Annotated in this window: 24 protein-coding genes; 15 read left to right on the plus strand and 9 right to left on the minus strand. The window is 54.5% G+C overall.

Annotated features, from left to right (window positions below; genetic code table 11):
- The first annotated feature begins 43 nt into the window (after positions 1–43).
- The 3 genes from AC6I8P_RS19490 (at position 44) to AC6I8P_RS19500 (ending at position 5,000) form a co-directional block, all read left to right on the plus strand.
- Positions 44–973, plus strand: coding sequence for a RepB family plasmid replication initiator protein (locus AC6I8P_RS19490; protein WP_021508802.1), 930 nt, complete (start codon positions 44–46; stop codon positions 971–973).
- Between the two features lie 1,848 nt (positions 974–2,821).
- Entirely contained in the window at positions 2,822–4,021 is a 1,200-nt protein-coding gene (locus AC6I8P_RS19495) for an AAA family ATPase (protein ID WP_058770419.1), read from the plus strand.
- A gap of 7 nt (positions 4,022–4,028) precedes the next feature.
- Positions 4,029–5,000, plus strand: coding sequence for a ParB family protein (locus tag AC6I8P_RS19500; protein ID WP_498031263.1), 972 nt, complete (start codon positions 4,029–4,031; stop codon positions 4,998–5,000).
- A 505-nt stretch (positions 5,001–5,505) separates the two neighbouring features.
- Here the strand turns inward: AC6I8P_RS19500 and AC6I8P_RS19505 are convergent.
- Positions 5,506–7,437 (minus strand): sigma-54-dependent Fis family transcriptional regulator, encoded by a 1,932-nt coding sequence (locus AC6I8P_RS19505; protein WP_498031264.1) that lies wholly within the window; start codon positions 7,435–7,437, stop codon positions 5,506–5,508.
- A gap of 271 nt (positions 7,438–7,708) precedes the next feature.
- Here AC6I8P_RS19505 and ssuD point away from each other — a divergent pair, with 271 nt between their 5' ends.
- From ssuD to AC6I8P_RS19545, 8 genes are all read left to right on the plus strand, one after another.
- Positions 7,709–8,884, plus strand: coding sequence for an FMNH2-dependent alkanesulfonate monooxygenase (gene ssuD, locus AC6I8P_RS19510; RefSeq protein WP_498031265.1), 1,176 nt, complete (start codon positions 7,709–7,711; stop codon positions 8,882–8,884).
- Between the two features lie 14 nt (positions 8,885–8,898).
- A complete protein-coding gene (locus tag AC6I8P_RS19515; protein WP_421039615.1) occupies positions 8,899–10,305 on the plus strand; it encodes an FAD/NAD(P)-binding protein in 1,407 nt (468 codons plus the stop codon).
- Positions 10,306–10,379: 74 nt separating this feature from the next.
- Complete coding sequence (locus tag AC6I8P_RS19520; RefSeq protein ID WP_498031266.1) at positions 10,380–11,774, plus strand: LLM class flavin-dependent oxidoreductase; 1,395 nt, start codon at positions 10,380–10,382, stop codon at positions 11,772–11,774.
- On the plus strand, positions 11,771–12,790 hold the full coding sequence (locus AC6I8P_RS19525) for a methionine ABC transporter ATP-binding protein (RefSeq protein WP_498031267.1): 1,020 nt from the start codon (positions 11,771–11,773) through the stop codon (positions 12,788–12,790). Before AC6I8P_RS19520 ends, AC6I8P_RS19525 begins: the two co-directional genes overlap by 4 nt.
- A complete protein-coding gene (locus AC6I8P_RS19530; RefSeq protein ID WP_498031268.1) occupies positions 12,787–13,485 on the plus strand; it encodes a methionine ABC transporter permease in 699 nt (232 codons plus the stop codon). The genes AC6I8P_RS19525 and AC6I8P_RS19530 overlap by 4 nt, the downstream gene beginning before the upstream one ends.
- The gene (locus tag AC6I8P_RS19535) at positions 13,482–14,357 is read left to right on the plus strand and encodes a MetQ/NlpA family ABC transporter substrate-binding protein (RefSeq protein ID WP_058776163.1); all 876 of its coding nucleotides are present in this window, start codon (positions 13,482–13,484) and stop codon (positions 14,355–14,357) included. The genes AC6I8P_RS19530 and AC6I8P_RS19535 overlap by 4 nt, the downstream gene beginning before the upstream one ends.
- Before the next feature lie 174 nt (positions 14,358–14,531).
- On the plus strand, positions 14,532–15,965 hold the full coding sequence (locus AC6I8P_RS19540; protein ID WP_104187663.1) for an MFS transporter: 1,434 nt from the start codon (positions 14,532–14,534) through the stop codon (positions 15,963–15,965).
- 3 nt (positions 15,966–15,968) lie between these two features.
- On the plus strand, positions 15,969–17,183 hold the full coding sequence (locus tag AC6I8P_RS19545) for an acyl-CoA dehydrogenase family protein (protein ID WP_264444314.1): 1,215 nt from the start codon (positions 15,969–15,971) through the stop codon (positions 17,181–17,183).
- A 101-nt stretch (positions 17,184–17,284) separates the two neighbouring features.
- Here the strand turns inward: AC6I8P_RS19545 and AC6I8P_RS19550 are convergent, their stop codons facing one another.
- Positions 17,285–17,794, minus strand: coding sequence for a P-loop nucleotide/nucleoside kinase family protein (locus AC6I8P_RS19550; protein ID WP_262264144.1), 510 nt, complete (start codon positions 17,792–17,794; stop codon positions 17,285–17,287).
- 375 nt (positions 17,795–18,169) lie between these two features.
- Between AC6I8P_RS19550 and AC6I8P_RS19555 the strand changes: the two genes are divergently transcribed.
- From AC6I8P_RS19555 to AC6I8P_RS19565, 3 genes are all read left to right on the plus strand, one after another.
- Complete coding sequence (locus AC6I8P_RS19555; protein WP_166710630.1) at positions 18,170–18,703, plus strand: hypothetical protein; 534 nt, start codon at positions 18,170–18,172, stop codon at positions 18,701–18,703.
- 373 nt (positions 18,704–19,076) lie between these two features.
- Positions 19,077–20,210, plus strand: a complete 1,134-nt coding sequence (locus tag AC6I8P_RS19560) for a glutathione-independent formaldehyde dehydrogenase (RefSeq protein WP_215481096.1) — start codon at positions 19,077–19,079, stop codon at positions 20,208–20,210.
- Positions 20,211–20,682: 472 nt separating this feature from the next.
- On the plus strand, positions 20,683–20,949 hold the full coding sequence (locus AC6I8P_RS19565; RefSeq protein ID WP_072208583.1) for a hypothetical protein: 267 nt from the start codon (positions 20,683–20,685) through the stop codon (positions 20,947–20,949).
- A 221-nt stretch (positions 20,950–21,170) separates the two neighbouring features.
- Here AC6I8P_RS19565 and AC6I8P_RS19570 read toward each other — a convergent pair whose 3' ends face one another.
- The 5 genes from AC6I8P_RS19570 to AC6I8P_RS19590 all read right to left on the minus strand — a co-directional run bounded on the left by AC6I8P_RS19570 (position 21,171) and on the right by AC6I8P_RS19590 (position 23,776).
- Positions 21,171–21,653 (minus strand): anti-virulence regulator CigR family protein, encoded by a 483-nt coding sequence (locus tag AC6I8P_RS19570; RefSeq protein ID WP_498028933.1) that lies wholly within the window; start codon positions 21,651–21,653, stop codon positions 21,171–21,173.
- A 257-nt stretch (positions 21,654–21,910) separates the two neighbouring features.
- Positions 21,911–22,606, minus strand: a complete 696-nt coding sequence (locus AC6I8P_RS19575) for a DJ-1/PfpI family protein (RefSeq protein WP_481658099.1) — start codon at positions 22,604–22,606, stop codon at positions 21,911–21,913.
- Positions 22,599–22,811: a hypothetical protein gene (locus tag AC6I8P_RS19580; protein WP_262264146.1), complete on the minus strand. Its 213-nt coding sequence runs from the start codon at positions 22,809–22,811 to the stop codon at positions 22,599–22,601. Before AC6I8P_RS19580 ends, AC6I8P_RS19575 begins: the two co-directional genes overlap by 8 nt.
- Before the next feature lie 24 nt (positions 22,812–22,835).
- Positions 22,836–23,189 carry an NUDIX hydrolase gene (locus AC6I8P_RS19585; protein WP_262264147.1) on the minus strand — a complete coding sequence of 118 codons (354 nt, stop codon included), beginning with the start codon at positions 23,187–23,189 and terminating at the stop codon, positions 22,836–22,838.
- Positions 23,183–23,776, minus strand: coding sequence for an NUDIX domain-containing protein (locus tag AC6I8P_RS19590; RefSeq protein WP_262264264.1), 594 nt, complete (start codon positions 23,774–23,776; stop codon positions 23,183–23,185). Before AC6I8P_RS19590 ends, AC6I8P_RS19585 begins: the two co-directional genes overlap by 7 nt.
- 80 nt (positions 23,777–23,856) lie before the next feature.
- On the opposite strand from AC6I8P_RS19590, the gene AC6I8P_RS19595 reads away from it, so the two are divergent.
- Positions 23,857–24,606 carry a DeoR/GlpR family DNA-binding transcription regulator gene (locus AC6I8P_RS19595; protein ID WP_238562209.1) on the plus strand — a complete coding sequence of 250 codons (750 nt, stop codon included), beginning with the start codon at positions 23,857–23,859 and terminating at the stop codon, positions 24,604–24,606.
- A gap of 149 nt (positions 24,607–24,755) precedes the next feature.
- Here the strand turns inward: AC6I8P_RS19595 and AC6I8P_RS19600 are convergent, their stop codons facing one another.
- Positions 24,756–25,193 (minus strand): VOC family protein, encoded by a 438-nt coding sequence (locus AC6I8P_RS19600; RefSeq protein WP_104187682.1) that lies wholly within the window; start codon positions 25,191–25,193, stop codon positions 24,756–24,758.
- A 510-nt stretch (positions 25,194–25,703) separates the two neighbouring features.
- Positions 25,704–26,114: an ASCH domain-containing protein gene (locus AC6I8P_RS19605; protein WP_498028936.1), complete on the minus strand. Its 411-nt coding sequence runs from the start codon at positions 26,112–26,114 to the stop codon at positions 25,704–25,706.
- Positions 26,115–26,192: the final 78 nt, after the last annotated feature.

Below are 26,192 nucleotides of genomic sequence, written 5' to 3' on the forward strand. Positions count from 1 at the left end.
CAGATACCGATCCTTTTCATCCACAGAATGAAGATCTCAGGCTATGGCAGATAAAGAGAGTGAAAACAAGGCGTTACTTGAACCTTTTCTGTCGGTGACGAAAAACAGTGGTGAAGTTATTCAGCTTCATCCGAATAAAAATAACACCGTACAACCGGTCGCACTGATGCGCCTGGGTCTGTTTGTTCCTACCCTGAAGTCAACGGCGCGCGGAAAATCCGGCGCAATGGCTTCAACCGATGCCACCAAAGAGCTCAAAAACCTGTCGCTGGTGAAAGCGGAAGGTTATGAAAAGATTACCATCACTGGCGCACGGCTGGATATGGATAATGATTTCAAAACCTGGGCCGGCATCATTCAGTCTTTCTCGCGTTATCCGTCGAAAGGCGACACCGTCACGCTGCCGTTTATCGACTTCGTCAAGATGTGCGGTATTCCCTCAGCCAACTCGTCCGCGGCGCTGCGTAAGCGTCTTGACGCCTCGCTGCGACGCATCGCAACCAATACCCTGTCGTTTGAGGGGAATGGTAAGGCCTACCACACGCACCTGGTGCAGTCGGCTTACTACGATCGTGAGAAAGATCTGGTGCGCATTCAGGCCGATCCTAAGCTGTTTGAGCTGTATAACTTCGACCACAAGGTGCTGCTGCAACTGCGAGCTATCTCGCGCCTCAAGCGTAAGGAGTCGGCGCAGGCGCTGTATACTTACCTGGAAAGCCTGCCCACTAATCCGGCGCCTATCTCCCTGGCGCGCTTACGCATGCGTCTTAATCTCGGCTCAAAAACCACCACGCAAAACCATGTGGTGCGGCGCGCCATGGAGCAGCTGAAAGAGATTGGCTACCTCGACTATTCCGAAGTGAAACGCGGCCGTTCGGTGTTTTTCATCATCCACAGTCGCACGCCGAAACTCGATGGCATCAGCAATCTGGAAAGTATCGATTCGCTGGAAGATCTCGATTTCGAAGACTGACTTCATCCATTCACTATAATCAGTTCACCCTCTTTCCGCAGTGTCACTGAGCCTAAAAGTGACACTGCCGCTTTCCCCTCATTCACTGTAATCAGCACATCCTGATCTGTTCACTGTAATCGGTAGCATTCACTGTAATCAGTGGTCGCTGCCGGTATCGCCTGTTCCGTAAAAATCGTCAAACCTTCCTTTTCATGCAGAACAGCGCTTTTATTGATAGTGGGTACTTACCAGGTGGGTTGACAGACATCTTGTCTGTGCCTTCAGATACCGTCTGGCTGATTACAGTGAATGTCTGGTCTGCCGGGCGATTCTGCTGACCACAGTGAACACGTAAGCATACGAGCTCACTGATTACAGTGAACGCTTTATCGTATCTGACTGAAAATTAAAGTTAATAATCGATATACTGCAATACATTCACTGTATTCAGTAATTATGCTGTAAAAGTAACCAGTAAAAGTGACAGGGTTGGTCACTATCACTGATTACAGTGAATCGTGGGACGGTTTACCGATTATAGTGAACGTCATTTCATGACGAAACGGCTCTCTTGGTCGTCTGACTTTTACTGATTGCAGTGAACGTTCTCAACACTCCCCTGCCCACACCGCAGGCACTGGCCTGCATGGAAGGGAAAGCCAACTACTGACTACAGTGAACGTTATCAAAGCTGAGGCGTAGCGGGCATGCACTGATTACAGTGAACGTGCTCGTCAGGCACTGCTGCTTCAAAGCGCAGCGCGCGCGAACCCGGCTACTGATTACAGTGAATGTTGCTAGCTGAGTTCCCTTTCCTGTCCGCACCACCCTCCCTTGAACTGGCGTGATAAAGATGATCGGGTTTACTGATTACAGTGAATGCTCAGTCAGGCAGGTCAGCAGTTCAGGCTTAAACACGCTTTTCCTTTTACTGACTACAGTGAATGCGCCGCAGCGATCAGGTTATGAATATCTGATAACGGTCACGTTACTGATTACAGTGAACATTGACGAAAAGGCGTTCATAGTTTACTGACTACAGTGAATGCCGCTGGCATCGACGTCGCAGTTTACTGATTACAGTGAATCTTATACCTGCATCAATCGATGCGCTGGCAGATTGCCGCCAGTAAGGCGGCCCTGAACATGACACTGCACGGCGCTCGCCGCGGCGCAGCCCAATCTTCCTGCAGGCAATGCTCGCCAACCCGCAATCGCACACCGCGTAATTCTCATCGTGTGCAGCTTCTCCCCTTCTCACTGGCCGGTTGCACCCCCTCACACTGTGCATTGCAGGCAGTTAGTGAGGGAAGAATGTAGTGGGCTTGTGCTGACTACAGTGAATCCTGACCATTGCGTGAGCGGATGATGCGCGGAACCACTGACTACAGTTAACATTTACTTTTGCGCACTGGCTCACCCTGGCGCCGGTAGCACTGTCCCTGCGCTAAGAATTACTGATTACAGTGAATCTTACGGCAGGGTTACTGATTGCAGTGAATGTTCTGCCGAGTACAGTGAACGTAGTTCATTCCTTTTCGCCACCCGCTGATTACAGTGAACGTGCGGGCTGCTCTGTCAGGTAACGGCGCGCAGTATTTCACCTTCATCGCCCGCTTCTGCCACACATGTCGGTTACTGATTACAGTGAACAGTGGCAGAGTGCCGCCCTTACACCGATCACATTTTCATCAATTGATGGGTAATCAACCAGCTCGCATTACTGACTCCAGTGAACGTGCCGTTTAAACCTCTCTTGCAAAAGGTCTTTTTACAACGCGAGCCGATGATGAACAGATGAGATAGATTTGCCTCATGTGCAGGATTTCGGTATAAAGTCATAAATCCTACATGTGTGGAGCAAGTATGGCTAACGATGAGAAGCAGGTTCTGAAAGTCGCTCAACGCTCAGAAAGAATGCTGATGAGCCTGACGGAGCAGATTCAGGCGCAAAAAGAAGAGTTGCACGAGAATACTTTTTACCAGGTTTATGCCAAAGCGGCGTTAGCCAAGTTGCCTAAGCTGACGCGCGCCAGTGTCGATTACGCGGTGAACGAGATGGAAGAAAACGGCTATCCGTTTGATAAGCGCGCGGCCGGTAGTTCTACCAAATACGCGATGTCGATCCAAAATATTATCGACATTTACCATCATCGCGGCGTCCCGAAATACCGCGATCGCCATCCTGAAGCGTTTACGCTGTTTGTCGGTAACCTGAAAGGCGGCGTGTCTAAAACCGTTTCCACGGTATCGCTGGCGCACGCGCTGCGCGCGCATCCGCACCTGCTGTTCGAAGATTTACGCATCCTGGTTATCGATCTCGATCCTCAGTCTTCGGCCACCATGTTCCTGAATCATGAACGTTCGGTCGGTTTGGTTGAAGCCACCGCAGCTCAGGCGATGCTGCAAAACGTCAGCCGCGACGAGCTGAAAAGCGAATTTATTGTGCCGTCGATTATTCCAGGCGTTGACGTACTGCCTGCCTCTATCGATGACGCTTTCATTGCCTCACGCTGGGAAGAGCTGTGTGCGGAGCATCTGCCGCAGCAAAACGTGCATGCGGTGCTGTATGAAAACGTGGTGGCTAAGCTGAAAAAAGATTACGACTTCATCTTTATTGACAGCGGCCCACATCTGGATGCCTTTCTGAAAAACGCCATTGCCGCTTCCGATTTGCTGATGACGCCGGTGCCGCCGGCACAGGTTGATTTCCACTCCACGCTGAAGTATCTGACGCGCCTGCCCGAGCTTATCGACATCATCGAAGAGTCGGGAGCCACCTGCCGGTTGCAGGGTAACATTGGCTTTATGTCCAAGCTGTCGAATAAAGCGGACCACAAGATGTGTCACAGCCTGGCGAAAGAGATATTTGGCGGCGATATGCTGGATGCGGCGCTGCCTCGGCTGGATGGCTTTGAACGCTGCGGTGAATCGTTCGATACGGTTATCTCCGCTAACCCATCTACCTATGTCGGCAGCAGCGAAGCCCTGAAAAACGCGCGTTCGGCGGCAGAAGACTTTGCCAAAGCCGTCTTTGATCGTATTGAATTTATCCGCCTGAACTGAGGTTATTATGAGCGCAAAAAGAATCACTATTGGCCGCACCTTCAGCCAGAGCCCGTTACAAAATGAACCCAGCGAGGATGGCCACTCTCAGACGTTTATCCTTTCCACCGGTAAACGCGCCCTGTTCACCCTGGAACACATCACGGCTAAAGAGATAGAAGAACGTACGTACGTGGTGATGGAAACCAACGGCCGTGACCAGTCCGGTCTCACGCCAGAGTCACTGCGCGATATCATCCGTACCATTAAACTGCAGCAGTTCTTCCCGGCCATCGGCGTGAAGCGTGGCGATCGGATTGAAATCCTCGATGGTTCGCGTCGTCGGGCGGCCGCGCTGCACTGTAAAACCGGGCTGGATGTGCTGGTTACCGACGTTGCCATCTCTGCCGAAGAAGCCCGTCGTCTGGCGCAGGATATCCAGACCGCGCGTGAGCATAATCTGCGTGAAGTCGGCATGCGTTTGCTGTCACTGAAAGACAGCGGCCTGTCGCAAAAAGAGATTGCGCAGAGTGAAGGGCTGTCTCAGGCAAAAGTAACCCGCGCGCTGCAGGCTGCCAGTGTGCCGCTGGAACTGGTCACCCTGTTCCCGAACCATTCAGAGTTGACCTATCCTGACTACAAAACGCTGTTGCAGGCCTACGAAAAACTGCAGGAAACCGGTCAGACGGTAGACGCTCTGATTGAAACCATCGGCATGGATGTGGACAGCGTCTGTGCGCGTGAAGGCCTGGCGGAAGATGAAGTCAAGAATGGCATCCTGCGGCTGGTCCGTAACGGCAGCCAGACGCTGGTGCAGGCACCGGCTAAAGATAAAGTGGTGGCGACACCGCTGTGGACCTTCGCGGATAAAGACCGTTACGCCCGCAAGAAAACGCGCGGACGCATGTTTAGCTACGAGTTTAACCGTCAGTCCAGAGAGTTACAGGAAGTGCTGGATCGCGTTATCACCGAGACGCTGAATAAGTATCTCAATCAGTAATAGCGCTTCACCTCTGATGATAAGCAATCTGTAGCAGCACAATCCCGTACATCCTGTACCGTGCCGCTACAGATTGTTACCTCACCCACCTGATTCCCCCCCAAAATTTCATCCTTCGCCAGCGTGATTTCAGCGCTAAGTGCATGAAATCAAATCAACCTTAGCCGGAATTTCAGGCTGAAATCGCCAATCCCTCAATATTATACGGAGAAACCGCGCCATCGCTGGTTGAAGCTTTGATGATGGCCAGCTTTGCTGGATGCGAAAGCAACAGTGAAAGCAGCAGGAGGAATCCTTAACCAAATCTGCCGGAATCAGGCGACGTTCGCCATGGCGATTTCACCCCTAACCGTTTGAAAAAAGGTTTTTTATCTGCAGGATTTCAGGCTGAAATCGCCCGAATTTCACAGTAAATCCTCATGCTGCCGTGAGTAAAAACAGGATTTAGCCAGACGATATTCAATGTGTTATCCACAGAAAACGTGGATAACTTTTACTGTAGCCGCTATGCCATAAGCGCCGTCTGGCTGGGCGACTGCCACACGGCATCGCGCACGCGCACCGGTTTATGAATCAAACCGAGCGCATAAAAGCGGTCAGCGATAGTTTGCTGTTCTTTGATGACGTGGAAAGCCATGGCCCGGGTCTGGTGGCTGCGACGGGATAAGGCACGTTCCACGGCTGCGAACTCCAGCCCCAGTTCCTGCGCCAGCATAGTGGCGGCTTCATGGCGATGATTATCGATAAAGGTCCCGGTTTGCTGCAGGCTCATTACCAGCTGCTGCACAATATCGTCATGCTGCTGCACATAATCATGGCGCGCCAGATAAAACTGGTGGTTGCGCACCCGGCCTTCGCCCTTCTCCAGTACGCGCAAATCGGCGTTACTTTCTGCGGCACTCAGCAGCGGATCCCACATCATCCAGGCATCGACGGCCAGATAATCGCTGGCTGTGAGCGGATATTTCGGCGGCGTGTACACCACTTTAATTTCATCCAGACCGATGCCGGCTTCCTCAAGCAGCTGCAACAGCAGCCAGTGAACATTCGATCCTTTATTGACCGAGATACGCTTACCCCGCAAATCTGCCAGGCTGTGGATAGTACTGTCGCGTGGCACCACAATCCCGACGCTGCCCGGTGCGGGTGGCTCCCAGGCGATATAAGTCACGGCGTTACCGCTGGCCTGAGCGAAGATGGGCGGCACTTCACCGGTGGTACCAAAATCAATCTCATTATTCTGCAGCGCATACAACAGTTGCGGACCGGCAGGAAACTCGCTCCACACCACGCTGATACCTTGCTGGTTGAAGCACTGTTCCAGCGTCTGGCGCGCTTTCAACACGCCAAGATTGCCAAATTTCTGAAAGCCGATGCGCAACTCGCGTTCAGGGCGCGCGGCCCCGCTGGCGTGCGCGAAGGCCATGACGGCAGACTTACGCCGCCCTTTTATGACGCCCATCTGTGCCAGATGCGTGCGCAGCGTGTGCCGGCTAATGCCCAGCAGCGTGGCGGCCTGAGTCTGATTGTTGTCCGCTATTTCCAGTGCATTACTGATCAGACTCTGAATCACCCGATCAAACAGCTGTTGCGGTTCGCGCGTAATCTGCTGGCGCAGGAAGCTATCCAGTGTCGAATCGTCCGTTTCGCTGTATGCGCGTTCACTGTAACCTGCCAGCCGCAGTTGCGTCGGTGTCAATGTCTCATCGCGACTGAGCAGCACCGCATTGTGCAGCGTATTCTCCAGCTCACGAATATTGCCGGGCCAGCTGTAATCGCGCAGCGCTTCCAGCGCGTCAGGCGACAGGCGACGCGCCGGACGGCCAAGGCGGCGTGCGTACAGGGAGAGGAAATGCTGTGCCAGCAGCGGGATGTCCTCGCGACGCTGGCGCAGCGGTGGCAGGGGAACAACGGCGATGTTCAGGCGATAAAACAGATCTCCACGAAAACGCCGTTCGCGAATTGCCTGCGCCAGATCGACATGGGTTGCGGCGATAACGCGCACGTCTATTTTAATGGCCTTGCGTGAACCGACGCGTGTGATCTCACGCTCCTGAAGGACGCGCAGCAGTTTAACCTGCAGCGGCAGGCTCAGTTCGCCGATCTCATCCAGCAGCAGCGTGCCGCCCTGCGCCGCTTCAAACCAGCCAGGGTGCGCCTGAGTCGCGCCGGTGAAGGCACCTTTCTCATGTCCAAACAATTCAGCTTCTGCCAGGCTTTCCGTCAGGGCGCCGCAGTTGACGGCCAGAAACGGGGCATGCCGGCGTGGACTGTGGTGATGCAGATACCGCGCGACCACCTCTTTGCCGGTGCCGGTTTCGCCCACAATCAGTACCGTGGCGTCGGTGGGTGCGAATTTATCCAGCAGCGACTGGAAAGCCAGCGATGCCGGGTCGACCAGGCGAGGTGAATCCGGTTGATTGTAAGGTGTCAGCATGAGATGGCTCCTGTAAAGGTCTGCCATCACGCTAAACCCGGCAAGTGGCAATGAACAGCAGGAAAAAAGCATAAGCAGTTGCATATGCAGCAAATGCTGTTGGCGTTGCGTTGCAATTGCAACAGACATGACGGGCTATGATGACCTAACTGACTGAAAATGCACAATCTCTGTTTCGATAAAACCTGGCATGCTTTTCGCTTACGCCTATATAACCAAATAGAAAGTAATTAATGAACGTTTTCTCATAAAGTTATATAGGATAAGCATAATGGCCGATTCTGCGCACGAGAGCATAAATGTCTTCTGGTTCCTGCCGACGCACGGCGATGGCCGTTACCTGGGTACCACAGAAGGCGGACGCCCGGTTGATTTAGCCTATTTACAGCAGGTCGCGCTGGCCGCCGACAATCTGGGCTTTTACGGCGTCCTCATTCCGACAGGGAAAAGCTGTGAGGATTCCTGGCTGGTGGCTTCCGCGCTGGCACCCATGACGCGCCGGCTGCGCTATCTGGTCGCCGTCCGTCCGGGATTGCAGCCACCCACGCTGGCAGCGCGCATGGCCACCACGCTGGATCGTCTGTCGGAAGGCCGTCTGCTGATTAACGTGGTCACCGGCGGCGATCCGGTGGAGAACAAAGGCGACGGCATCTTCCTCAACCACAGTGAACGTTATGAAGTGACTCGCGAGTTTCTGGATGTGTATAGCCAGCTGATGCGCGGCGAAAAAGTGGATTATCAGGGCGAGCATATTCAGGTTGAAGGCGCTGAGGTGCTGTTTCCACCGGTGCAGGAAAACGGTCCACCGCTCTACTTTGGTGGCTCATCGGAGGCAGCGATCGACGTGGCGGCGCAGCAGATTGACACCTATCTCACCTGGGGCGAGCCACCGGCGCAGGTAGCAGAAAAACTGGCGGTCGTGCGTGAGCGCGCTGAGTCACGCGGCCGGAAACTCGAATACGGTATCCGCCTGCATGTGATTGTGCGTGAAACCGAAGAAGAAGCCCGAGCGGCGGCGGATAAACTGATTGCCCATCTGGATGACGACACCATCGCTCAGGCGCAGAAGATTTTTGCCCGCATGGATTCCGCCGGTCAGGCGCGCATGAGTGCGCTGCACAACGGTTCGCGTGATAACCTCTACATTGCGCCGAATCTGTGGGCAGGCGTCGGACTGGTGCGCGGCGGTGCCGGCACCGCGCTGGTGGGCAGCCCGCAGCAGGTCGCTGAACGCATTCGGGAATATCAGGCGCTCGGCGTGAATAACTTCATTCTTTCGGGCTATCCGCATCTGGAAGAGGCGCATCGCGTGGCTGAATTGCTGCTGCCGCTGTTACCGCTGGCCCACGGTCAGCAGCAGCGCGCCCGTACCATTAACACTGGCCCGTTTGGTGAAACCATCGGCGGCGATAAGCGCCCATCGGCGAAACAGACGAGCGCCAGCTGATGCAGGAGAAGGCGATGGCAACAGCGCACATCATTATTGTCGGCGGGGGCTTCAGCGGCACAGCGCTGGCAATTCACCTTGCCCGCACGTCGCTCGCGCCGCTGCTGATTACAGTGGTCGAACCGCGCGCCAGCCTCGGCGCCGGTGTTGCCTATTCCACGCCGGAACCGGCACACCGCATCAACGTGCCGGCTGCGCGTATGCAGCTCAACGGAGAAGAGCAGGGCGCCTTTGATCGCTGGTATCGTCAGCAACCGGAATGTTCACTGGATTCAGCAGCACACTGTGCCGATGGCGCGGTGTATCCGCAGCGCGCGCTGTTTGGCCGCTACCTGGCGCAGCAGTTTGCCGCCGCTGCTGAGGCGCATCCGCATGTCACTCTGCGTCACGTCCAGGCGCGTGCGCTGGCGTGGGAAGGGCAACAACTGCTGTTGAGTAACGGTGAAACCCTGACTGGCGACATCCTGGCGCTGGCGATCAGCCATCCACCGCCGTCGCTGCCACGCATGCTACAACCGTTTGCCGACCATCCGGCGCTGATTGCCAACCCGTGGCAGCCAGGCGTGCTGGATAACGTTGAGCCTGACGCATCGGTGGCGATTGTCGGCACCGGCCTGAGCATGGCTGATGTGGTGGCTTCGCTGGCGACGCGTCAGCATCAGGGGCCGCTGCTGGCGTTCTCACGGCGCGGACAACTGTCACGCGCCAATCTCAGCGGCGAATGGCCGGAGTGGACGCTGGCCGCGCAACCTCAGCCCAGCGCGCGTCACTGGCTGCGGCATATTCGTGATGAAGTCGCTCGCGCCGCCGCGCAGCAGCTGCCGTGGCAGCGTGTGCTTGATGAGGTGCGTGTGCAGGGGCAAGCCATCTGGCAGTCACTTCCGCTGCCTGAACAGCGACGCTTTGCGCGTCATCTGCGTTCATGGTGGGATGTGCATCGCTATCGCATTGCCCCACAGGTCGCCGCCGTCATCGCCCGGCGACAGCAGCAGGGTAGTCTGCAGGTATTGGCGGCTCGCCTCGTGGCGATTCACGCTCACCCGCAGCAGCTGGAAATCACCCTGCGTCAGCGCGATGGCACCCGGCAAAACCATGTACTGGATAAACTGATTGTCACGACCGGACCGGGACATGAAGCGCTGACGACCAGCCAGCCGCTGCTGCAATCGCTCAGCGAGCAGGGCCTGATCCGCGCCGATGCGCTCGGCTTCGGCATTGATGTGGATCACCACTCGCGCACCTTCAACCGGCACGGCCAGCCCAACGCACGCCTGTTTGTCGTGGGCCCGGCGGCGCGCGCCCGATTTGGCGAGCTGATGGGGTTGCCGCAGGTGGCCGATCACGCGGCCGCCGTAGCGGATGAAATTCTTAAGGTATTGCCTGTCGCTCACGCTGAGCGATGTCCCCCTTCCGCCTCCTGAACACTCAACATCCTGAAAATTAACTGACGAACGCCGGGTCGCTGCACGATCACGGCCTCGCTATGGAGATTGCTATGCCATCGCAACGCGAAATACGCCTGAATGCTTTTGATATGAACTGTGTCGGTCACCAGTCGCCCGGACTCTGGGCCCATCCCCGTGACCGCTCCTGGCAGTATAAAGATCTGGAATATTGGGTAGATTTGGCGCGCCTGCTGGAGCGCGGCAAGTTTGACGGTCTGTTCATTGCCGATGTGCTCGGCATTTACGATGTGCTGAACGGCAACGGTGACGCGGCGATACGCCAGGCCACTCAGGTGCCGGTGAACGATCCACTGGCATTGATTACGCCGATGGCGCTGGTCACAGAGCACCTCGGTTTCGGCTTAACCGCCTCGCTGTCGTTTGAGCATCCTTATCCGTTCGCGCGCCGTTTGTCGACGCTGGACCATCTGACCAAAGGCCGCATTGGCTGGAACATCGTCACCTCCTATCTGGAGAGCGGCGCGCGCAACATTGGTCATAAAGCGCAAACCGATCATGACAGCCGGTATGACTATGCCGATGAGTACCTGCAGGTGGTCTATAAACTGCTGGAAGGCAGCTGGGAGCAGGATGCGGTGCTGCGCGATCGTCAGCGTCGCATTTTCAGCGATCCCAGCAAAATCCATCCGATTAACCATCAGGGTACGTTCTTTAACGTACCGGGCATCCATCTGTGTGAACCCTCGCCGCAGCGCACGCCGGTGCTGTATCAGGCTGGTGCATCGAGCCGCGGCAAACAGTTTGCCGCTGAGCACGCAGAATGTGTGTTTGTCGCCGCGCCGTCCAAAGTGCTGTTAAAGAAAACCGTGGCCGACATCCGGCGTCGTGCAGCTGAAGCCGGTCGTGATCCGCGCAGTATTTTGATCTTCAACCTGCAGACGGTGATTGTCGGTGAAACCGATCGGGCGGCGCAGGCGAAGTGGCAGGAGTATAAAAACTGGGTCAGCTACGAAGGCGCGCTGGCGCTGGTTTCTGGCTGGACCGGCATCGACTTTGGACAATATCAGCCGGACCAGGTGCTGAAATACCTGCACACCAACGCCATTCAGTCAGCGGTTGAAACTTTCTCTACTGCCGATCCCGATCGTCAATGGACGGTGAAAGCGCTGGCCGACTGGGTGGGCATCGGCGGTTTTGGCCCGCTGCTGGTGGGCAGTGCGGCAACGGTGGCGGATGAACTGCAGAGCTGGGTAGAGGAGACCGACGTGGATGGTTTCAACCTGGCGTATGCGCTGACCCATGAAACCTTTGAGGATGTGGTCGAGCTGCTGATTCCGGAGCTGCAAAAACGCGGCGTTTACAAACAGGATTACGCCGCGGGCACGCTACGCGAGAAGCTGTTTTCCGCCGGGCCGCAGCTCAGTGCGCCGCATCCGGGTGCTGGCTATCGCGTACGCAGCGCGCAGCAGCAGGAGGTCATATGATCGAAATCGAGCGCCTGAGTAAGCACTACCGTGCGCCGGACGGTCGTGTCACCGACGTGCTGAAAAACATCACGCTGCAGGTGCCGGAAGCCAGCATCACCGCGGTGGTCGGACCGAGCGGTGCCGGAAAATCTACGCTGGCGAAATGCATCAGCCTGCTGGAGCAGCCGAGCGGCGGCAGCATCCGGGTTAACGGCAGCGATTTATCCCGGCTGGATGGCGAAGCGCTGCGCCGCGCGCGTCGCGCTATCGGCACGGTATTTCAGTCTTCCGCGCTGCTGCAGCGTAAAAGTGCCTGGGAAAATATCGCGCTGCCGCTGCGCTATCTTGGCGTGGTCGAGCGCGATATCCGCGCCCGCGTCGGCGAGCTGCTGGAGAGTGTCGGGCTGAGCCACAAAGCCAGCGCCTTTCCCGCCCAGCTCTCCGGTGGGCAGCGGCAGCGCATCGGTATTGCCCGCGCGCTGGCGCTGCGTCCGTCTGTACTGCTGGCCGACGAAGCCACCTCCGGTCTCGATCCGGAAGCGACGGCCACCATCCTTGAGCTGCTGAAAAAAATGCGTGACGACTACCGGCTGGCAATCGTGCTGATCACCCACGAAATGGATGCCGTACGTCAGGCGGCGGATGCGGTTGCCGAGATTCGCGATGGAGAGATAGTGCAGTATGGCACCGTCAGTGCGCTGCTGGCACAGCCGGACAGCGCGCTCGGCCAGCGGCTGCTGCCGCTGACGGCACAAGTCAGTGATGCCGGACTGGTGCTGCAGCTTAGCTACCGTACCGATGTCGCGGTGGCCAGCGACTGGATTTCGCGCATCAGCCAGCAGTTCGCTTTAAAAGTGGATCTGCTGGGGGCGCATGTCGAGCGGGTCAATGGCATCCAGGCCGGACGGTTGCAGGTGGGCATTCATTTTCAGCAGGAGCAGGTGCCGCTGGCACGGTTGCTGACGCAGCTGGAACAGTATGGCCTGGCGGCCAGCGTTGCTGTCAGCGTGCCGCCGTTACGGGAGGCGGTATGAGCGTATCCGTGATAAGCCAGGACACGCTCTGGCCTGAAATTCCGGCACTGATGCTGCCGGCGCTGGGTGAAACCGCGCTGATGGTCGGCATCGTGATGCTGTTTGTGGTGAGCCTCGGTGGTGTGGTCGGCGTGGTGCTGTTTAACACCTCGCCGCGCGGACTGTTTCCGCAGCGCGGTGTGCATCGGGTGCTGAGCTGGATCGTCAATATGGGGCGCTCGTTACCGTTTCTGGTGCTGATGGCGGCCATCATTCCGTTTACCTTCTGGCTCACCGGCACTACCATCGGCATTCCGGCGGCGGTGGTACCGATGATCGCTGCCGGAATTCCTTTCTTTGGCCGCCTGGTCGACAACGCATTACGCGAGCTGCCTGGTGAAGTTACTGCCGTGGGGCTGGTGTGCGGCGGTTCGCGCTGGCAGATCATCCGCTCCGCCCAGCTGAGTGAAGCGCTGCCGGCGATTGTCGCAGCCATCACGCTCAACCTGATCTCCATGATTGAGTACTCGGCCATCGCCGGCACCATTGGCGCTGGCGGTATTGGCTACCTGGCGGTGGTGTATGGCTATCAGCGGTTCGATAACCACATCATGATCGCCACCATCATAGTGTTAATTGCACTGATTCAGACCATTCAATTTTTCGGCGACCGGCTGGTTGCGGCCTTGCGCCATCCTCAGGGGACATCGTTATGACAACACAAGAATTTGAGTTACGTAAAACACGCCGCTGGCCGTGGCTGCTGCTGATTATAGTGGTCATTTTGCTGGCCGCCGCTGGCTGGTTCTGGCGCAGCCAGCAGCCGCAGGCGGTGGTGTTTGGCACCACGCTGAAAGTGCATTATGAGCCGGCAATGGCCGGGGAACAGAAGCTGATCGACTATGTGGGTGAGCATATCGCGCCGGACTACGGCCTGAAGCTGGAGGCGGTCGGTGTGCAGGATCCGGTGCAGGCGGACCGTGCGGTAGCAGAAGGGCAGTATGCTGCGACGGTCTATCAGCATCAGTGGTGGCTGAAGCAGGTGGTCGATGCTAACGGCTTCCAGCTCACTTCCAGCCTGCCTCTGTTCCAGTGGGCCTTTGGTATTTACTCCGATCGCTACCGCTCGGTGGCGGATTTACCGCAGGGCGCAACCATTGTAGTGCCTGACGATGGGGCGAATCAGGGCCAGGCGCTCTGGCTGCTGGCGCGTCAGGGATTGATCACCCTCGATCCGACGGTAGAACCGCGCACCGCCAAACTGAAAAACATTGTCGGTAATCCGCACGGTTTCGTGTTTAAAGAGCTGGATCTGCTGACCATGCCGCGGGCGCTTAATTCGGTCGATGCAGCGATTGGTTATGTGTCGCAGTTTGACGCCGGTAAAGTCCCGCGTGACAAAGGCATTCTGTTCCCGCCCGCGCCGCGCACCTTTGCCTCGCAGCTAGTGATCGGTACGCCTTACCTGGAGCAGGAGAACATCGTCAAACTCAGACAGGCATTTGCCGATCCGCGCGTGCAGCAGTGGCTAAAAACCACCGATGACCCGCTGGTCAAAGGCGTGCTGGTGCCGGTTTCTGCTGAATAACTTTGCTGCCGAATACGCTACCCGGACCCGCATTGCGCGTCCGGGTTTTAGTGTTGGTGTATTTATTATCTTATTGATTATATTGTAATTAATAGCAAATATTGTTGCTTTGGTTCCCTGCATAAAGCGCTTATAACCACCTCACCTGCACAACAAAAACAGACGTGAGGCGTTATGAGTACTCTTCCTTTAGAAAACACCTTGCCGGCTTCTCAACCGGTACGTTCGGTCAGTGATGTGGCAAGGCTGATCAACACCCGCAGTAGCAAAAATAACTATGCGCGCATGATTGTGTTTCTCGCGTTGGGTGGCGTGTTCCTCGACGCCTACGACCTGACCACACTGTCGTACGGCATCGATGACGTGGTGCGCGAGTTCCAGCTATCGCCGTTCACCACCGGGCTGGTTACCTCATCCATCATGGTCGGCACCATCGTCGGCAACCTGATTGGTGGCTGGCTGACGGATAAGTACGGCCGCTATTCGGTGTTCATGGCCGACATGCTGTTTTTTGTCGTATCGGCGATTGCGGCGGGCTTAGCACCCAACGTCTGGGTGCTGATTGGCGCGCGTTTCCTGATGGGCATTGGCGTGGGCATCGATCTGCCGGTGGCGATGTCTTATCTGGCGGAATTCTCTAAATTTGCCGGCAAAGGCAACAAAGCCGCACGGCTCGCGGCCTGGTGCCCGATGTGGTATGCGGCTTCCACTGTGTGTTTCCTGCTGATTTTTGGCCTCTATTTTCTGCTGCCTAAAGAGCATCTCGACTGGCTATGGCGCGCCTCGCTGCTGTTTGGCGCGGTACCTGCGCTGTTGATCATCGCGGTGCGCAGTAAGTTCATGAATGAATCACCGTTGTGGGCCGCGAATCAGGGTGATCTGACCTCGGCGGTGCGTATCCTGCGTGATTCGTACGGTATTCATGCACACGAAGCAGAACCAGAAACGCCACCCGCGGCGGCGGCGCCGAAGGTGAGTTTTCGCGTACTGTTCCAGAAGCCGTGGCGTGAACGCACCATCGTTGCCGGCGTAATGAATATCTGTATTTCGTTTGAGTACACCGCCATCGCCTTCTTCCTGCCGTCGATACTGGCGCAATTTCTTGGTGCCGGTGTGTTCGAGACCATCTCAGCTTCGCTGGGGCTGAACGCGCTGTTTGCCTTCACCGGCGGACTGCTGGGGATGCGTCTGGCGTGGAAATATCCGTCACGCCACGTGGCGATCGCTGGCTTTGCGCTGCAGTTTTTGGCGCTGGTGGCGCTGGCACTGATTGGCCACCCGCAGGCGCTGGTGGGCATCGTATTCGCGGTGCTGATGCTCGGCCTGTGGCTGTTCGCTGAAGGATTCGGGCCGGGCGCACAGCTAATGGTCTATCCGGCGCTCTCGTATCCCACCTCGATTCGCGCGACCGGCGTCGGCTTTAGCCGTGCGCTGTCGGGCATCGGCAGTGCGCTGGCGCTGTTCATTCTGCCGATTCTGCAGGCGGCGCTCGGCACCAACATGTTCTGGGTGGTATCGCTGGCCGCCATCATTCCGATCTTTTTCCTGCTGGCGGTGCGTCACGAACCGACCCGCCACGACATCGACGACCTTTCCCCTCAGGAGTAAAACATGAGCATTCTCTCTACCGGTACTGACTATGACACGCTGGCGGCGCACTTCCGACCGCTGTTTGCCCGCATCGCGGCGGGCGCGGCGGAACGCGAGCGTACGCGTACCTTGCCTTATGAACCACTGCAATGGCTGAAGGAGGCTGGCTTTGGCACGGTGCGTATTCCACAGCAAAAAGGTGGCTGGGGCGCCTCGCTGCCGCAGCTGTTTCAGCTGTTGACTGAGCTGGCGGAAGCGGATTCCAACCTGCCGCAGGCGCTGCGCGCGCACTTTGCTTTTGTCGAGGACCGGCTCAACCAGCCGGACAATGTGGAGCGCGATGCGTGGTTTCGCCGTTTTGTTGATGGCGAGCTGGTGGGCAGCGGCTGGACGGAGATTGGCAACGTCAGGCTAGGCGACGTGATCACCCGCGTCACGCCTGCCGCCAATGGCTGGACGCTGAATGGCGAGAAGTTTTACAGCACCGGTGCGCTGTTCGCCGACTGGATAGATGTTTACGCGCGCCGCGATGACAATCAGGGTGACGTGATCGCGCTGGTGAATACGCATCAGCCGGGCGTTACGCGCGAAGATGACTGGGACGGATTTGGCCAGCGCCTGACTGGCAGCGGCACGACGCGCTTCGAGCACGCGCATGTGGAGACGCAGCACGTGTATGATTTTGCCACGCGCTTCCGTTATCAGACCGCGTATTACCAGCACGTGTTGCTGGCGACGCTGGCGGGCATTGCGCGCGCGGTCGCCCGGGACGGCGCGGCAGCCGTTGCCGCACGCAACCGCGTTTACAGTCACGGCAACGGAGCTGCCTCGCGGCAGGATGCGCAGGTGCTGCAGGTGGTGGGCGAGATCACCAGTCTGGCATTTGCCGTTGAAGCCACGGTGATTCGCGCTACCCATTCACTGCAATCAGCATATGAAGCGCACGTGAGTGCCGATGAAGCGGCCATCGCCGCCATCAACAACCTTGCGGAAGCCGAGGCCGGACAGGCGCAGGTGATCGCCAGCGAGCTGGTACCGCGTGCTGCCACCGAATTGTTTAATGCGCTTGGCGCGTCGGATACGCGCGTCAGCAAAGCGCTGGATCGTCACTGGCGCAATGCGCGCACCGTCTCGTCGCATAACCCGGTAATCTACAAAGCGCGCGACATCGGTGACTGGAAAGTCAACGGCACCCCGCCAACCGGCATCTGGCAAATCGGCAGGGGAGAGGGGTAACCAGCCTTGATGAGTAAACGGCGCCGTTATCGGGCGCCTTTAATGGCGCAGAACCCGGCTGCGTCATGGAACTAGCACCTCATAAGCCGCAACCCGGCAGCTTAAGAGCGGTATTCAATAATATTGAAACCTTCATCAGCCGCTGGCGCTGAGAAATAACGGCTTATGATTTCAAACTGTTCATCTGAAGCGGCAAAATCGTGGGTGCCTGCTGCGTTACGGGCACGTAATCGGCTCTTACACACCTCATCAGGGACGTTAAGGAAATGCATCTGGTTAGCAGCCCCTGATGCTTTGATGATATTCATCATCCATTCACGACTGGCGGGTGTATTAGCCGGAAAATCCAGCACTACCGACATCCCCGCGTTAAGTAATGACACCAGATGCGGTTTCATGGCATTTCTGAGCTTAGAGGAATACTGCACGTAATCCGCGACCGTGTGCATTTCATCGGCATAGAGCGCTGCAAGCCAGCGATCCTCACTGATAATGAGAGTATGTGGTGCAGCGCCTAATTTTGCGGATAACGTAGATTTACCCGACGCAATTTTTCCACATAACAGGTGAAGCGTGGCTTTTTCAGGTGATGCGACATCGGTGGTGTTCATGGCTGACCTCACTGGTTGATTACCGGTAAGGCCCGCCTTACCGGCGGGAAAATGGCAAACGTTATCCCACCTGAACGTGCAAGGTGATAATAATGATTGCGGAAGACAGAGCTGAGCAAGTTTTCATCGTTTTAAACTAACAGGTTAAGTCTCAATAATCACCTGATGCTTTGCTTTAGCTATGATGGCAGCGTGTTGTTGATAGCGGAGTTCGCAGAGGGGAGGGCCGCTTTGTGCCAGGATCGGACATTGTTCAGGGGTCAGGCAGGTATCTCAGGAACAGATTATCCCCGGATGGCTGGCTTAATATCTGTTAAAGATTTCACACCCACAGGCCGATAAAAACAGGAGCGACAGAAACGTAAGGAGATGCGCATGTATGGAAAACTGGTCATTACGGGAATAATAGTAACGTTGTTAAGTGGATGTTCGGCTGGGTTTAGGCCTTCTCTGGAAGACTATAAAGGTTCAGATGCAGCCAGGGTTCGTGCTGCATCTGAGGGCAATACAGCCCTGCAATTTTACGAAAAACAGCCGAGTGGCTGTTATAAAAAAGTTTTAGAGCGCCGGGTTACAGCTGGTCTGGCTATTCTCGGTATTCCTGTGTCAGGAAATAAAAAAATCGGAATGCCAGAATCAAGTAACAATAAGGGGGCTTTCATAAATGAATTTACTATCAAGCCGGGGCAACTGATAAGTATAATTCATTACTGGACTCAGCCGGGCTACTACCAAAATACAGAACGATCTGTCTCCACCAGATTCATTCCTCAGCCAAATCATGATTACGATATCGTCGTCACTGGCTCAGAATTTGGCGGGGATAGCGTATCGGTGAGAGATCTGGATCCAGGCGCTAAGATAGTTGGATGGGAAGGCAATTTCTGCCCCTCCGGTATATTTGATTAATTGCATGACGCTGGTCACCGTGTGTACGCTTAAGCCCACCCTGGAGTGGGCTTTTTTATGTGGTACTCAAACCAGGCAGAGGTTGAGGACAATAGCTGTTACGGGATTCAGCACAAGGCTAAGTCAGCGTAGCGGTGTGGTGCGCCAGGGGGGCTGGAAGAAGGCGGAGACAAAAGACGTTTAGCGAAACGGTGCTTACAATTCATAGAGTTACATAATATTAATACTCCCGGGTGACTTCATGCGCTGTTCTACACTTACACATTCAATCAAGCCTTTTGATTGAAAAAGCAGCATCACTGAGAGGGAGGCGACCGCAAAGCGTCACGCAGCCGCAGCCTTCATAACTGATCATGCACGTGAGGAGAACATCATGAAAGCAGTTGTCTATAACGGACCTTTTGACGTTTCAGTCAAAGAGGTTCCGGATCCCAAAATCGTTCGCCCTACCGATGTGCTTGTCCGTATTACCACCACCAATATCTGCGGTTCGGATCTGCATATGTACGAAGGACGAACCAGCTTCGAACAGGGTCGCATCTTTGGCCATGAAAATCTGGGGCAGGTCATTGAAATCGGCAGCGCGGTTGAGCGGGTGAAAGTTGGCGATTATGTCTGCCTGCCCTTTAATGTCGGCTGCGGATTCTGTGAAAATTGCGAGAAAGGGTTAACCGGCTACTGCCTGACGGCAAATCCGGGTACGGCCGGGGCCGCCTATGGCTTTGCTGAAATGGGCGAGTGGGATGGCGGCCAGGCGGAGTTACTGCGTGTGCCCTATGCTGACTTTAACTGTCTGGTGCTGCCGCCGGATGCGGTAGAAAAAGAGGAGGACTACGTTTTACTTTCCGACATCTTCCCCACCGGCTGGCATGCCACTGAACTGGCAGGATTGCGCCCCGGAGAAAATGTGGCGATTTATGGTGCAGGCCCGGTCGGCCTGATGGCGGCTCACTCGGCCATGATTAAAGGCGCATCGCAGGTGTTTGTGGTTGATACCCATCCGGACAGGCTGGCGCTGGCCGAACAGCTGGGCGCAGTAGCGATCAATGGGGTGGGCGATGAGGCTGTAAACAAAATTCTCGAGTTAACCGACGGGCGCGGCACGGATTGCGGTTGTGAGTGTGTGGGGTATCAATGTTGCAATAAGTATGGCCACGAGGATAACTCTGCCACGCTTAACAGTCTTGTCGCGTCAACTAAGGCCACGGGCGGCATCGGTGCGGTCGGCGTTTTTGTTCCGCAGGATCCCGGAGGCGCGACCGACCTGGCCAAAGAGGGTAAAGTGCCATTCGATTTTGGGAATTTCTGGTTCAAAGGTCAGTCAATCAAGACCGGTCAGTGTAATGTCAAAGCGTACAACCGCCAGCTCGCAAGGCTTATCCATCAGGGCAGAGCCAATCCGGCGCAGATCATCTCGCATCGACTTGCTCTGGCAGACGCTGCCGAAGGCTATAAGCATTTTGATGATCGTGATAATGGCTGGACAAAAGTCATTCTGAAACCCTGAAATTCAGGTAACTCAGAAGAGCTAAGACACATTCAGGCGGTGGGAAGAGGGAGAACGAAAACTGCCTGTCTGTGGCTGGCTATATCTGGCATGACCACATTAATGACATATCAGCGTAAATCCGGCAGAAATTTGCCCACTGCTTATCCAGTTTGATGCACATGCGCAGCCTCTGTTCCTCAGGGCACGAAGCCGCACAGTGATTACATGCCGCAACAAAGATAACAAGCTTCGAGGCATTTCTGGTCTTCGTCTGACATCATTCCACCTCAGCTAAAGTTATTTATCAGGCATGAAAGAGATAACGGATTATTCAACTTTGTAATAACTAATTTTTTAATTATCATTTTTCATGATTTGCTAATGCCCGCGATGAGCGAGAAGGGGACACAACATTAATGTGATAATCGTGCGAGGGAGCTAAACGCCTGGTATTATAGCCATATGAATGATCATGACGGAGAAAAGGCTAATGAAAATTACACTTAAAAAAGAAAATGGAACATCCGAAACACAGGATGTTGCATCTTTGATTATCACATTAAGTAATGGTGAAACCGTTGAAATTAGTGACGAAAGCCAGCAGCGCCCGTCGCATCTTTCGGAAGGAATTACGGTGTGGGGAGGAAGCATGCCGAAAGAAGGTGCCTCCATTGATGACCTCAGGGCTTCAACGCGATCATTAGGTATTTATCCCCTTGCCGCTAATTTGATTCACCTTTTCCCACTCAGTAAATAGCCGCTAAATACAGCACTATGTGAGTTTCGTCTGGGGGCATTTGAGTCGGATAATCGTAAACATCGGCTTTTGCCATAGAACGAATTGACGAACAGACCGATGTCCGCTTTGAGCGAAAAGCGGACATCATCCGTTTAATTTGCAAGCAATTCGGGAAACAGGTTGTTTGCGTATACATGACTTTGCCGGCGATCTCTTTTTGCCGGGCTTGCAGTCTGTGGTTAGTTGAACACACCGTTAATCACGGCGGTCACAACTGCTGTGCTCAACGCAATAAGCACTAAATCATCTCCCACCGCGCGCCACTCGTAGCCGGGGTAGTAAGGTAGCGCATTGATCATCGATGCTGGCAAATTTTTCTTAGCAATACCCGGTGGCAATGCTTTCCCACGCGCCACTTTCTTAGCGATTCCCGGCGGCAGAGACTGATAGCCTACCAGGCCATAGTTGACGGCGAGCGCTCGTGCCTGAGAGAAGCTGATATCAGATTGAACATGATCGGGGTGCCGGGCGTTCTTGCGATGTCCATGTTCGTTTTTCGACGATGCGTAACCCTGCTCTTTATTTCCGTGCGCGCCATTATTACCGTGATTGCCATTGCCATTGCCATTGCCATTGCCAGGGTTTGCATAAGCCGGTGCAACAAAAACGGCGAAACCAATCATCAGAGCAAAGGTTGTTTTGAGCGTGCGTTGCGTGAGCATGACAGATGTCCTTAATAGTATGTGTTGCCTTATTGAAATATAGAACGAGGCGGCAATCTTAACCATCACCTCATTTCTGAAATATCAGTAATGTAATAAGCCGGACATGTCTGGGACTCACTCTGAACGCGGGCATTCCACTGCTTAGCCTCTGAATCCAGAGGGGGCACCTTCCGGCTCGTGACTATTGAGAGAAATGTCCGTTTTTCGCTCATCGAGGCATTCGTCGGTGGAGAAGTCCGCTCCGTGCCGACCCGTTATTTCTGCAGTCTGGCTGCGGCTTTCAACGTTGCCTGTCGCCGCTTTTCAATAAATGGCGCAACCTGTTGCTGAGCTTTTTTCAGCTGTTCTTCAGATGCGGAGCGGGGCGAGCCACAGTCAAAGGGCGGGGCAGGGTCATATTCCATATGCAGCTGAATGTTTTGCGCGATATCCGGTCCGAACATCTCTGATACGACGCTGAGGGCAAAATCGATACCTGAAGTCACACCGGCACCCGTTATACGGTTGCGGTCGCGTACAACACGCTCATTTACCGGCTCTGCGCCCAATAGCGCCAGCTGATCCAGTGAAGCCCAATGCGTCGTCGCTTTATATCCCTCCAGAAGCCCGGCCGCGCCCAGCACAAGCGATCCGGTGCATACTGACGTTACCAGCTTCGCCTGTTTACTTTGAGTCCGGATAAACGAAAGGACTTCTTCATCCTCCATCAGGTTTATCTGCCCCGGCCCGCCGGGAACACAGATAATATCCAGCGCAGGACACGTATCGAACGCGGTGGTTGGCTGAATCGCCATCCCCCGGTCTGACACCACAAGGTCCAGATTTTTCCAGATCAGATGCACCTTCGTGTCTGGTACCCGCGCAAAGACTTCAAACGGACCGGTCAGGTCAAGCTGCGTAAGCGCAGGGAACAGCAGCAGACCGATGGATGTAGATGCAGAATCACTCATAAATAATGCCTTCATTGTGTGCCAGCAGCAGACATCGCTGCGGTAAGTTATGAATCACTGCATCAAACGATGCAGAGAAAAAGCCATCAGCAATAGTGGCATATTTCCCCAGCATCAATGAGTTTGTTTTATTCGCGAAAAATACTCGTGTTTGACTGACGGCGACAAGCCAAATGTCCATAAGCCTGAATGGCCGCGCTGGCATCGTCGCTATCCAGTGAAAGCATAATCACCCGATCGGGATCTCATCTATGTGGGTATAAATGTTTAACCCGAGTTCTCTGCCAATCCGTATATCGTTATCGGCGCCGTGCGATGCGCCCGGCATACGTAAGATCGCGTCGCAATGCTGAATCAGCCGATGTGCAACCGGATAAAGATAAGCTTCACTGATTTCGTCACCGATCGCCTGTGAACCTGCGGCGGCGGCAAGAGGTAATGCCAGCCATTCTCCAATCACCGGCGTATGCCCTTTGTGATAAACCTGCAGAGCGGCTTCGTCTAATTTCCGCATATTCGCGTGAATTAAAACCGGGTCTCCTTCGGTGCCGCTGCGCACAGGGCCGGCAATCAGGATCAGCATGGTTTTGGCTCCTCAAAATGGGCATTCATGGCAACGTATTGCAGTAACATTATGGTTTTCGCATCCATAATCTCCCCGCTGCGAATTGCGCTCAGCGCCTGAGTCAAAGGCCATTCCAGTACTTCAATATCCTCGCCCTCATCGGCAAGGCCACCGCCTTTGCTCTGGCGATCGTCGTCAGCATATTCGGCGATGAAGAAATAGAGTTTCTCGGTAACCGAACCCGGACTCATAAAGGCTTCCATGACTTTTTCAATATGCTGCACCCGGTAACCGGTTTCTTCTTCTGCCTCCGCGACAATGCGGGTTTCCGGCGAAGCGTTATCGAGCAGCCCGGCAGCCGCTTCAATCAAAAAACCGTGGTGACCATTAATGAAAACCGGCAAGCGAAACTGGCGGGTCAGCACCACGCTGCGTTTTTGGCGGTTATACAGAAGCACGACGGCACCATTACCGCGGTCATACGCTTCACGTTGCTGCTTCTGCCACGAGCCGTCACGGCGCTGCAATTCAAAGGTGTATTTTTTCAGGGTGTACCAGTTGTCGGACAACAGCTGCTCACGGATATTGCGTATTTTCTGCTGCATAGCTTGCCTCCTGAAGATGACAAAACAGACGCTATCATGCATAATCGTGCAAATTCAAGAAAAAACGTGAGCGGGTAATTATGCTATCAAGCCAGCGTAAACAACAGATTCTGAAGATTCTGGCGGCTGAAAATCAGGTGATGTCAGGTGAACTCAGTCAGCGTTTTGGCATATCCGAGGACTCAATACGCCGCGATTTGCGGGAGCTGGCCGCTGAAGGGCTGTTACAGCGCGTGCACGGCGGCGCGCTGCCGGTGTCAGCCGCGCTGGCATCCTTCGAAAAACGCAAAAACGTGCAAATGAGTTCCAAGCAGTGTGTGGCGCAAAAGGCGGTGAAGCTGATTCAACCCGGTCAGGTGGTGATTATTGACGGCGGAACCACCACAGCAGAACTGGTGCAGTTGCTGCCAGCAGACCTGGCTTTCACGGCGATCACCCACAGCCCCGGTATTGCGGTTGCGCTGGTGGATTTTCCGCGGGTAGAAGTGATAACGCTGGGCGGGCTGCTCTATCGCCACTCGGTGGTCGCGGTGGGATCGGCTGTTCATGAGGCGGCTGCGCGTATTAATGCTGATCTGTTTTTCATGGGCGTTACCGGCGTGCATAAAACCGCCGGCCTCACGACCGGCAACTATGAAGAGGCTGGCATAAAACGCGCGCTGGCGGGGAGAGCCGCCGAGACCGTTGTTATGGTGTCAAAAGAGAAACTCAATTCCGCCTCCGCCTTCGCGATTGGGGATCTGGATCTGGCCAGTGCGCTGATTATTGATGGCGAGCCCGATAAAGAACTGCGCCAGGTTTTACAGCAGAAGCATGTCTCGCTGATGTAGTGCTAATCGCCGTGTTTTTGCAAAACAGATCGGTTCATGATCTTCTATGGCCTGCCGGGTAAAGCGATTGTTGTCGGCTGTGTGTCAGAAGCGGACATCGAAAACGTCACTGTTTTAATTAGAGGATAACAGATGATAATCTATGGGCTTCAATGACTAAGCTCCATTAATTCAAGCGTCTGACCATCAGGGCTTTGTAAATATATTACTCTGGTTCCCTTCATGGGGCCTGACAACACTGTCTGAGGTTTACCCGGCGTCTTCCAGCCATAGTCCGATGCTTTGCTCAACAGTGTATCAAGATCTTCAACTGTAAAAGCAAGGTGAGCGTAGCCTGGGATATAAGGTGCTGAAGGTTCTGCTGGCTGCTCTATATTACTATATTGTAGTAATTCAATTTTGATACCAGCCAGTTCAAGCAAAGCCATCCGTACATCAGCTCCCCTTGCACCTGTGACTTCATCGATTATGGGTCCAGACATTTTTCCTTCGCGTATTAATTCACCTCCAAGGATATGAGTCCAGAAGAACACGGAGTCTTCAATGTTTTTAACTGAAAAACCAACGTGATTAACACTTAAGATCATTCGATTACCTGCTGAGTTTCGAAAGTTGACCATTCAACTATATGATAAGCCTGCTTTATTGCTACACACTAAATGCGATGGGATTTTTTCCAGGAAAAAGCATTACTGAAATCGGTTTAACTATGCATTTATGATGGATACACAGCATCAGATGGATAGAAACCAGCTCCCGTTGATAAATAAGCAACCATGCTATAAGCCTTAATGCCGTTCAGTTAAGTCCCAAATTCACTTACCGCACATTTCGTAGCGGCGCGATTAATCGCGCCTACTAATAGCAGCACCGTGCCCATCAATGCTTCGCGCAATAAATTGCGCCGCTACAAAAATGTGCCTGCTGTTTACTCTCAATTGATAAGCATTATGCTATAAGCCTGCATTTTTTGTCGATAATAGCTGATGACCGCTTCGCGCTCATAGCAGACATGGACTTGTGCTAAGTCCTCTGTAGGCTAAAAGCGGACATTATTATTGATGGCCGCCGATAAAATGCTGACCTTTTGCCTGATCTTACAGCACTTCCACCACTTCAAATTCTTCAGCAATCAACTCCATATCTTCTGAAAAATGACCTTCACGGCTAAAAAAGCGCTGGTGTTCTTTCTGCCAGAATTCAAGACTTAAATCGCCTTCACCTTCTTTGCGGGCAAACTCTTCTGTTACATCACAAAAACGCACCAGCCGCAGTGAAATCAATCTGATCACACAGACCGGGGTATTCTGACCATCAAGAATAATGTTATAGCTCCCAATCTTCGGAGCAGACTCCTCCTGCTGGTAAGCGGTAAACGATCCGCAGGAAGCTGTTTTGATGCCTTTTTTTACCAGTTCCGCCAGCTTGCTGGCCAGTTCCGCGCTGTCACCCATTTGCCAGGCAACTGCGCCAGGATACTTCACTTTTATTTCCTCAACCGCAAACATGAAAATTTCCTCAATCGTCGGTGAATGAAAAGTTAAATCGTTTATAGCATGAACTGTTCCACTATTAAGAATCTGGCT

The sequence above is a fragment of the gamma proteobacterium symbiont of Lampromicra miyakona genome (assembly GCF_059730895.1).

Excerpts from the sequence above, each read along its gene's own strand:
- AC6I8P_RS19535 (WP_058776163.1), top strand. The coding sequence starts at position 13,482 with ATGACAACACAAGAATTTGAGTTACGTAAAACACGCCGCTGGCCGTGG.
- AC6I8P_RS19605 (WP_498028936.1), bottom strand. The coding sequence starts at position 26,114 with ATGTTTGCGGTTGAGGAAATAAAAGTGAAGTATCCTGGCGCAGTTGCC.
- AC6I8P_RS19600 (WP_104187682.1), bottom strand. The coding sequence starts at position 25,193 with ATGATCTTAAGTGTTAATCACGTTGGTTTTTCAGTTAAAAACATTGAA.
- AC6I8P_RS19570 (WP_498028933.1), bottom strand. The coding sequence starts at position 21,653 with ATGCTCACGCAACGCACGCTCAAAACAACCTTTGCTCTGATGATTGGT.
- AC6I8P_RS19580 (WP_262264146.1), bottom strand. The coding sequence starts at position 22,811 with ATGCCAGCGCGGCCATTCAGGCTTATGGACATTTGGCTTGTCGCCGTC.
- AC6I8P_RS19515 (WP_421039615.1), top strand. The coding sequence starts at position 8,899 with ATGGCAACAGCGCACATCATTATTGTCGGCGGGGGCTTCAGCGGCACA.
- AC6I8P_RS19490 (WP_021508802.1), top strand. The coding sequence starts at position 44 with ATGGCAGATAAAGAGAGTGAAAACAAGGCGTTACTTGAACCTTTTCTG.
- AC6I8P_RS19585 (WP_262264147.1), bottom strand. The coding sequence starts at position 23,189 with ATGCTGATCCTGATTGCCGGCCCTGTGCGCAGCGGCACCGAAGGAGAC.
- AC6I8P_RS19520 (WP_498031266.1), top strand. The coding sequence starts at position 10,380 with ATGCCATCGCAACGCGAAATACGCCTGAATGCTTTTGATATGAACTGT.
- AC6I8P_RS19555 (WP_166710630.1), top strand. The coding sequence starts at position 18,170 with ATGTATGGAAAACTGGTCATTACGGGAATAATAGTAACGTTGTTAAGT.
- AC6I8P_RS19565 (WP_072208583.1), top strand. The coding sequence starts at position 20,683 with ATGAAAATTACACTTAAAAAAGAAAATGGAACATCCGAAACACAGGAT.
- ssuD (WP_498031265.1), top strand. The coding sequence starts at position 7,709 with ATGGCCGATTCTGCGCACGAGAGCATAAATGTCTTCTGGTTCCTGCCG.
- AC6I8P_RS19540 (WP_104187663.1), top strand. The coding sequence starts at position 14,532 with ATGAGTACTCTTCCTTTAGAAAACACCTTGCCGGCTTCTCAACCGGTA.
- AC6I8P_RS19550 (WP_262264144.1), bottom strand. The coding sequence starts at position 17,794 with ATGAACACCACCGATGTCGCATCACCTGAAAAAGCCACGCTTCACCTG.
- AC6I8P_RS19505 (WP_498031264.1), bottom strand. The coding sequence starts at position 7,437 with ATGCTGACACCTTACAATCAACCGGATTCACCTCGCCTGGTCGACCCG.
- AC6I8P_RS19575 (WP_481658099.1), bottom strand. The coding sequence starts at position 22,606 with ATGAGTGATTCTGCATCTACATCCATCGGTCTGCTGCTGTTCCCTGCG.
- AC6I8P_RS19495 (WP_058770419.1), top strand. The coding sequence starts at position 2,822 with ATGGCTAACGATGAGAAGCAGGTTCTGAAAGTCGCTCAACGCTCAGAA.
- AC6I8P_RS19530 (WP_498031268.1), top strand. The coding sequence starts at position 12,787 with ATGAGCGTATCCGTGATAAGCCAGGACACGCTCTGGCCTGAAATTCCG.
- AC6I8P_RS19590 (WP_262264264.1), bottom strand. The coding sequence starts at position 23,776 with ATGCAGCAGAAAATACGCAATATCCGTGAGCAGCTGTTGTCCGACAAC.
- AC6I8P_RS19560 (WP_215481096.1), top strand. The coding sequence starts at position 19,077 with ATGAAAGCAGTTGTCTATAACGGACCTTTTGACGTTTCAGTCAAAGAG.
- AC6I8P_RS19595 (WP_238562209.1), top strand. The coding sequence starts at position 23,857 with ATGCTATCAAGCCAGCGTAAACAACAGATTCTGAAGATTCTGGCGGCT.
- AC6I8P_RS19545 (WP_264444314.1), top strand. The coding sequence starts at position 15,969 with ATGAGCATTCTCTCTACCGGTACTGACTATGACACGCTGGCGGCGCAC.
- AC6I8P_RS19525 (WP_498031267.1), top strand. The coding sequence starts at position 11,771 with ATGATCGAAATCGAGCGCCTGAGTAAGCACTACCGTGCGCCGGACGGT.
- AC6I8P_RS19500 (WP_498031263.1), top strand. The coding sequence starts at position 4,029 with ATGAGCGCAAAAAGAATCACTATTGGCCGCACCTTCAGCCAGAGCCCG.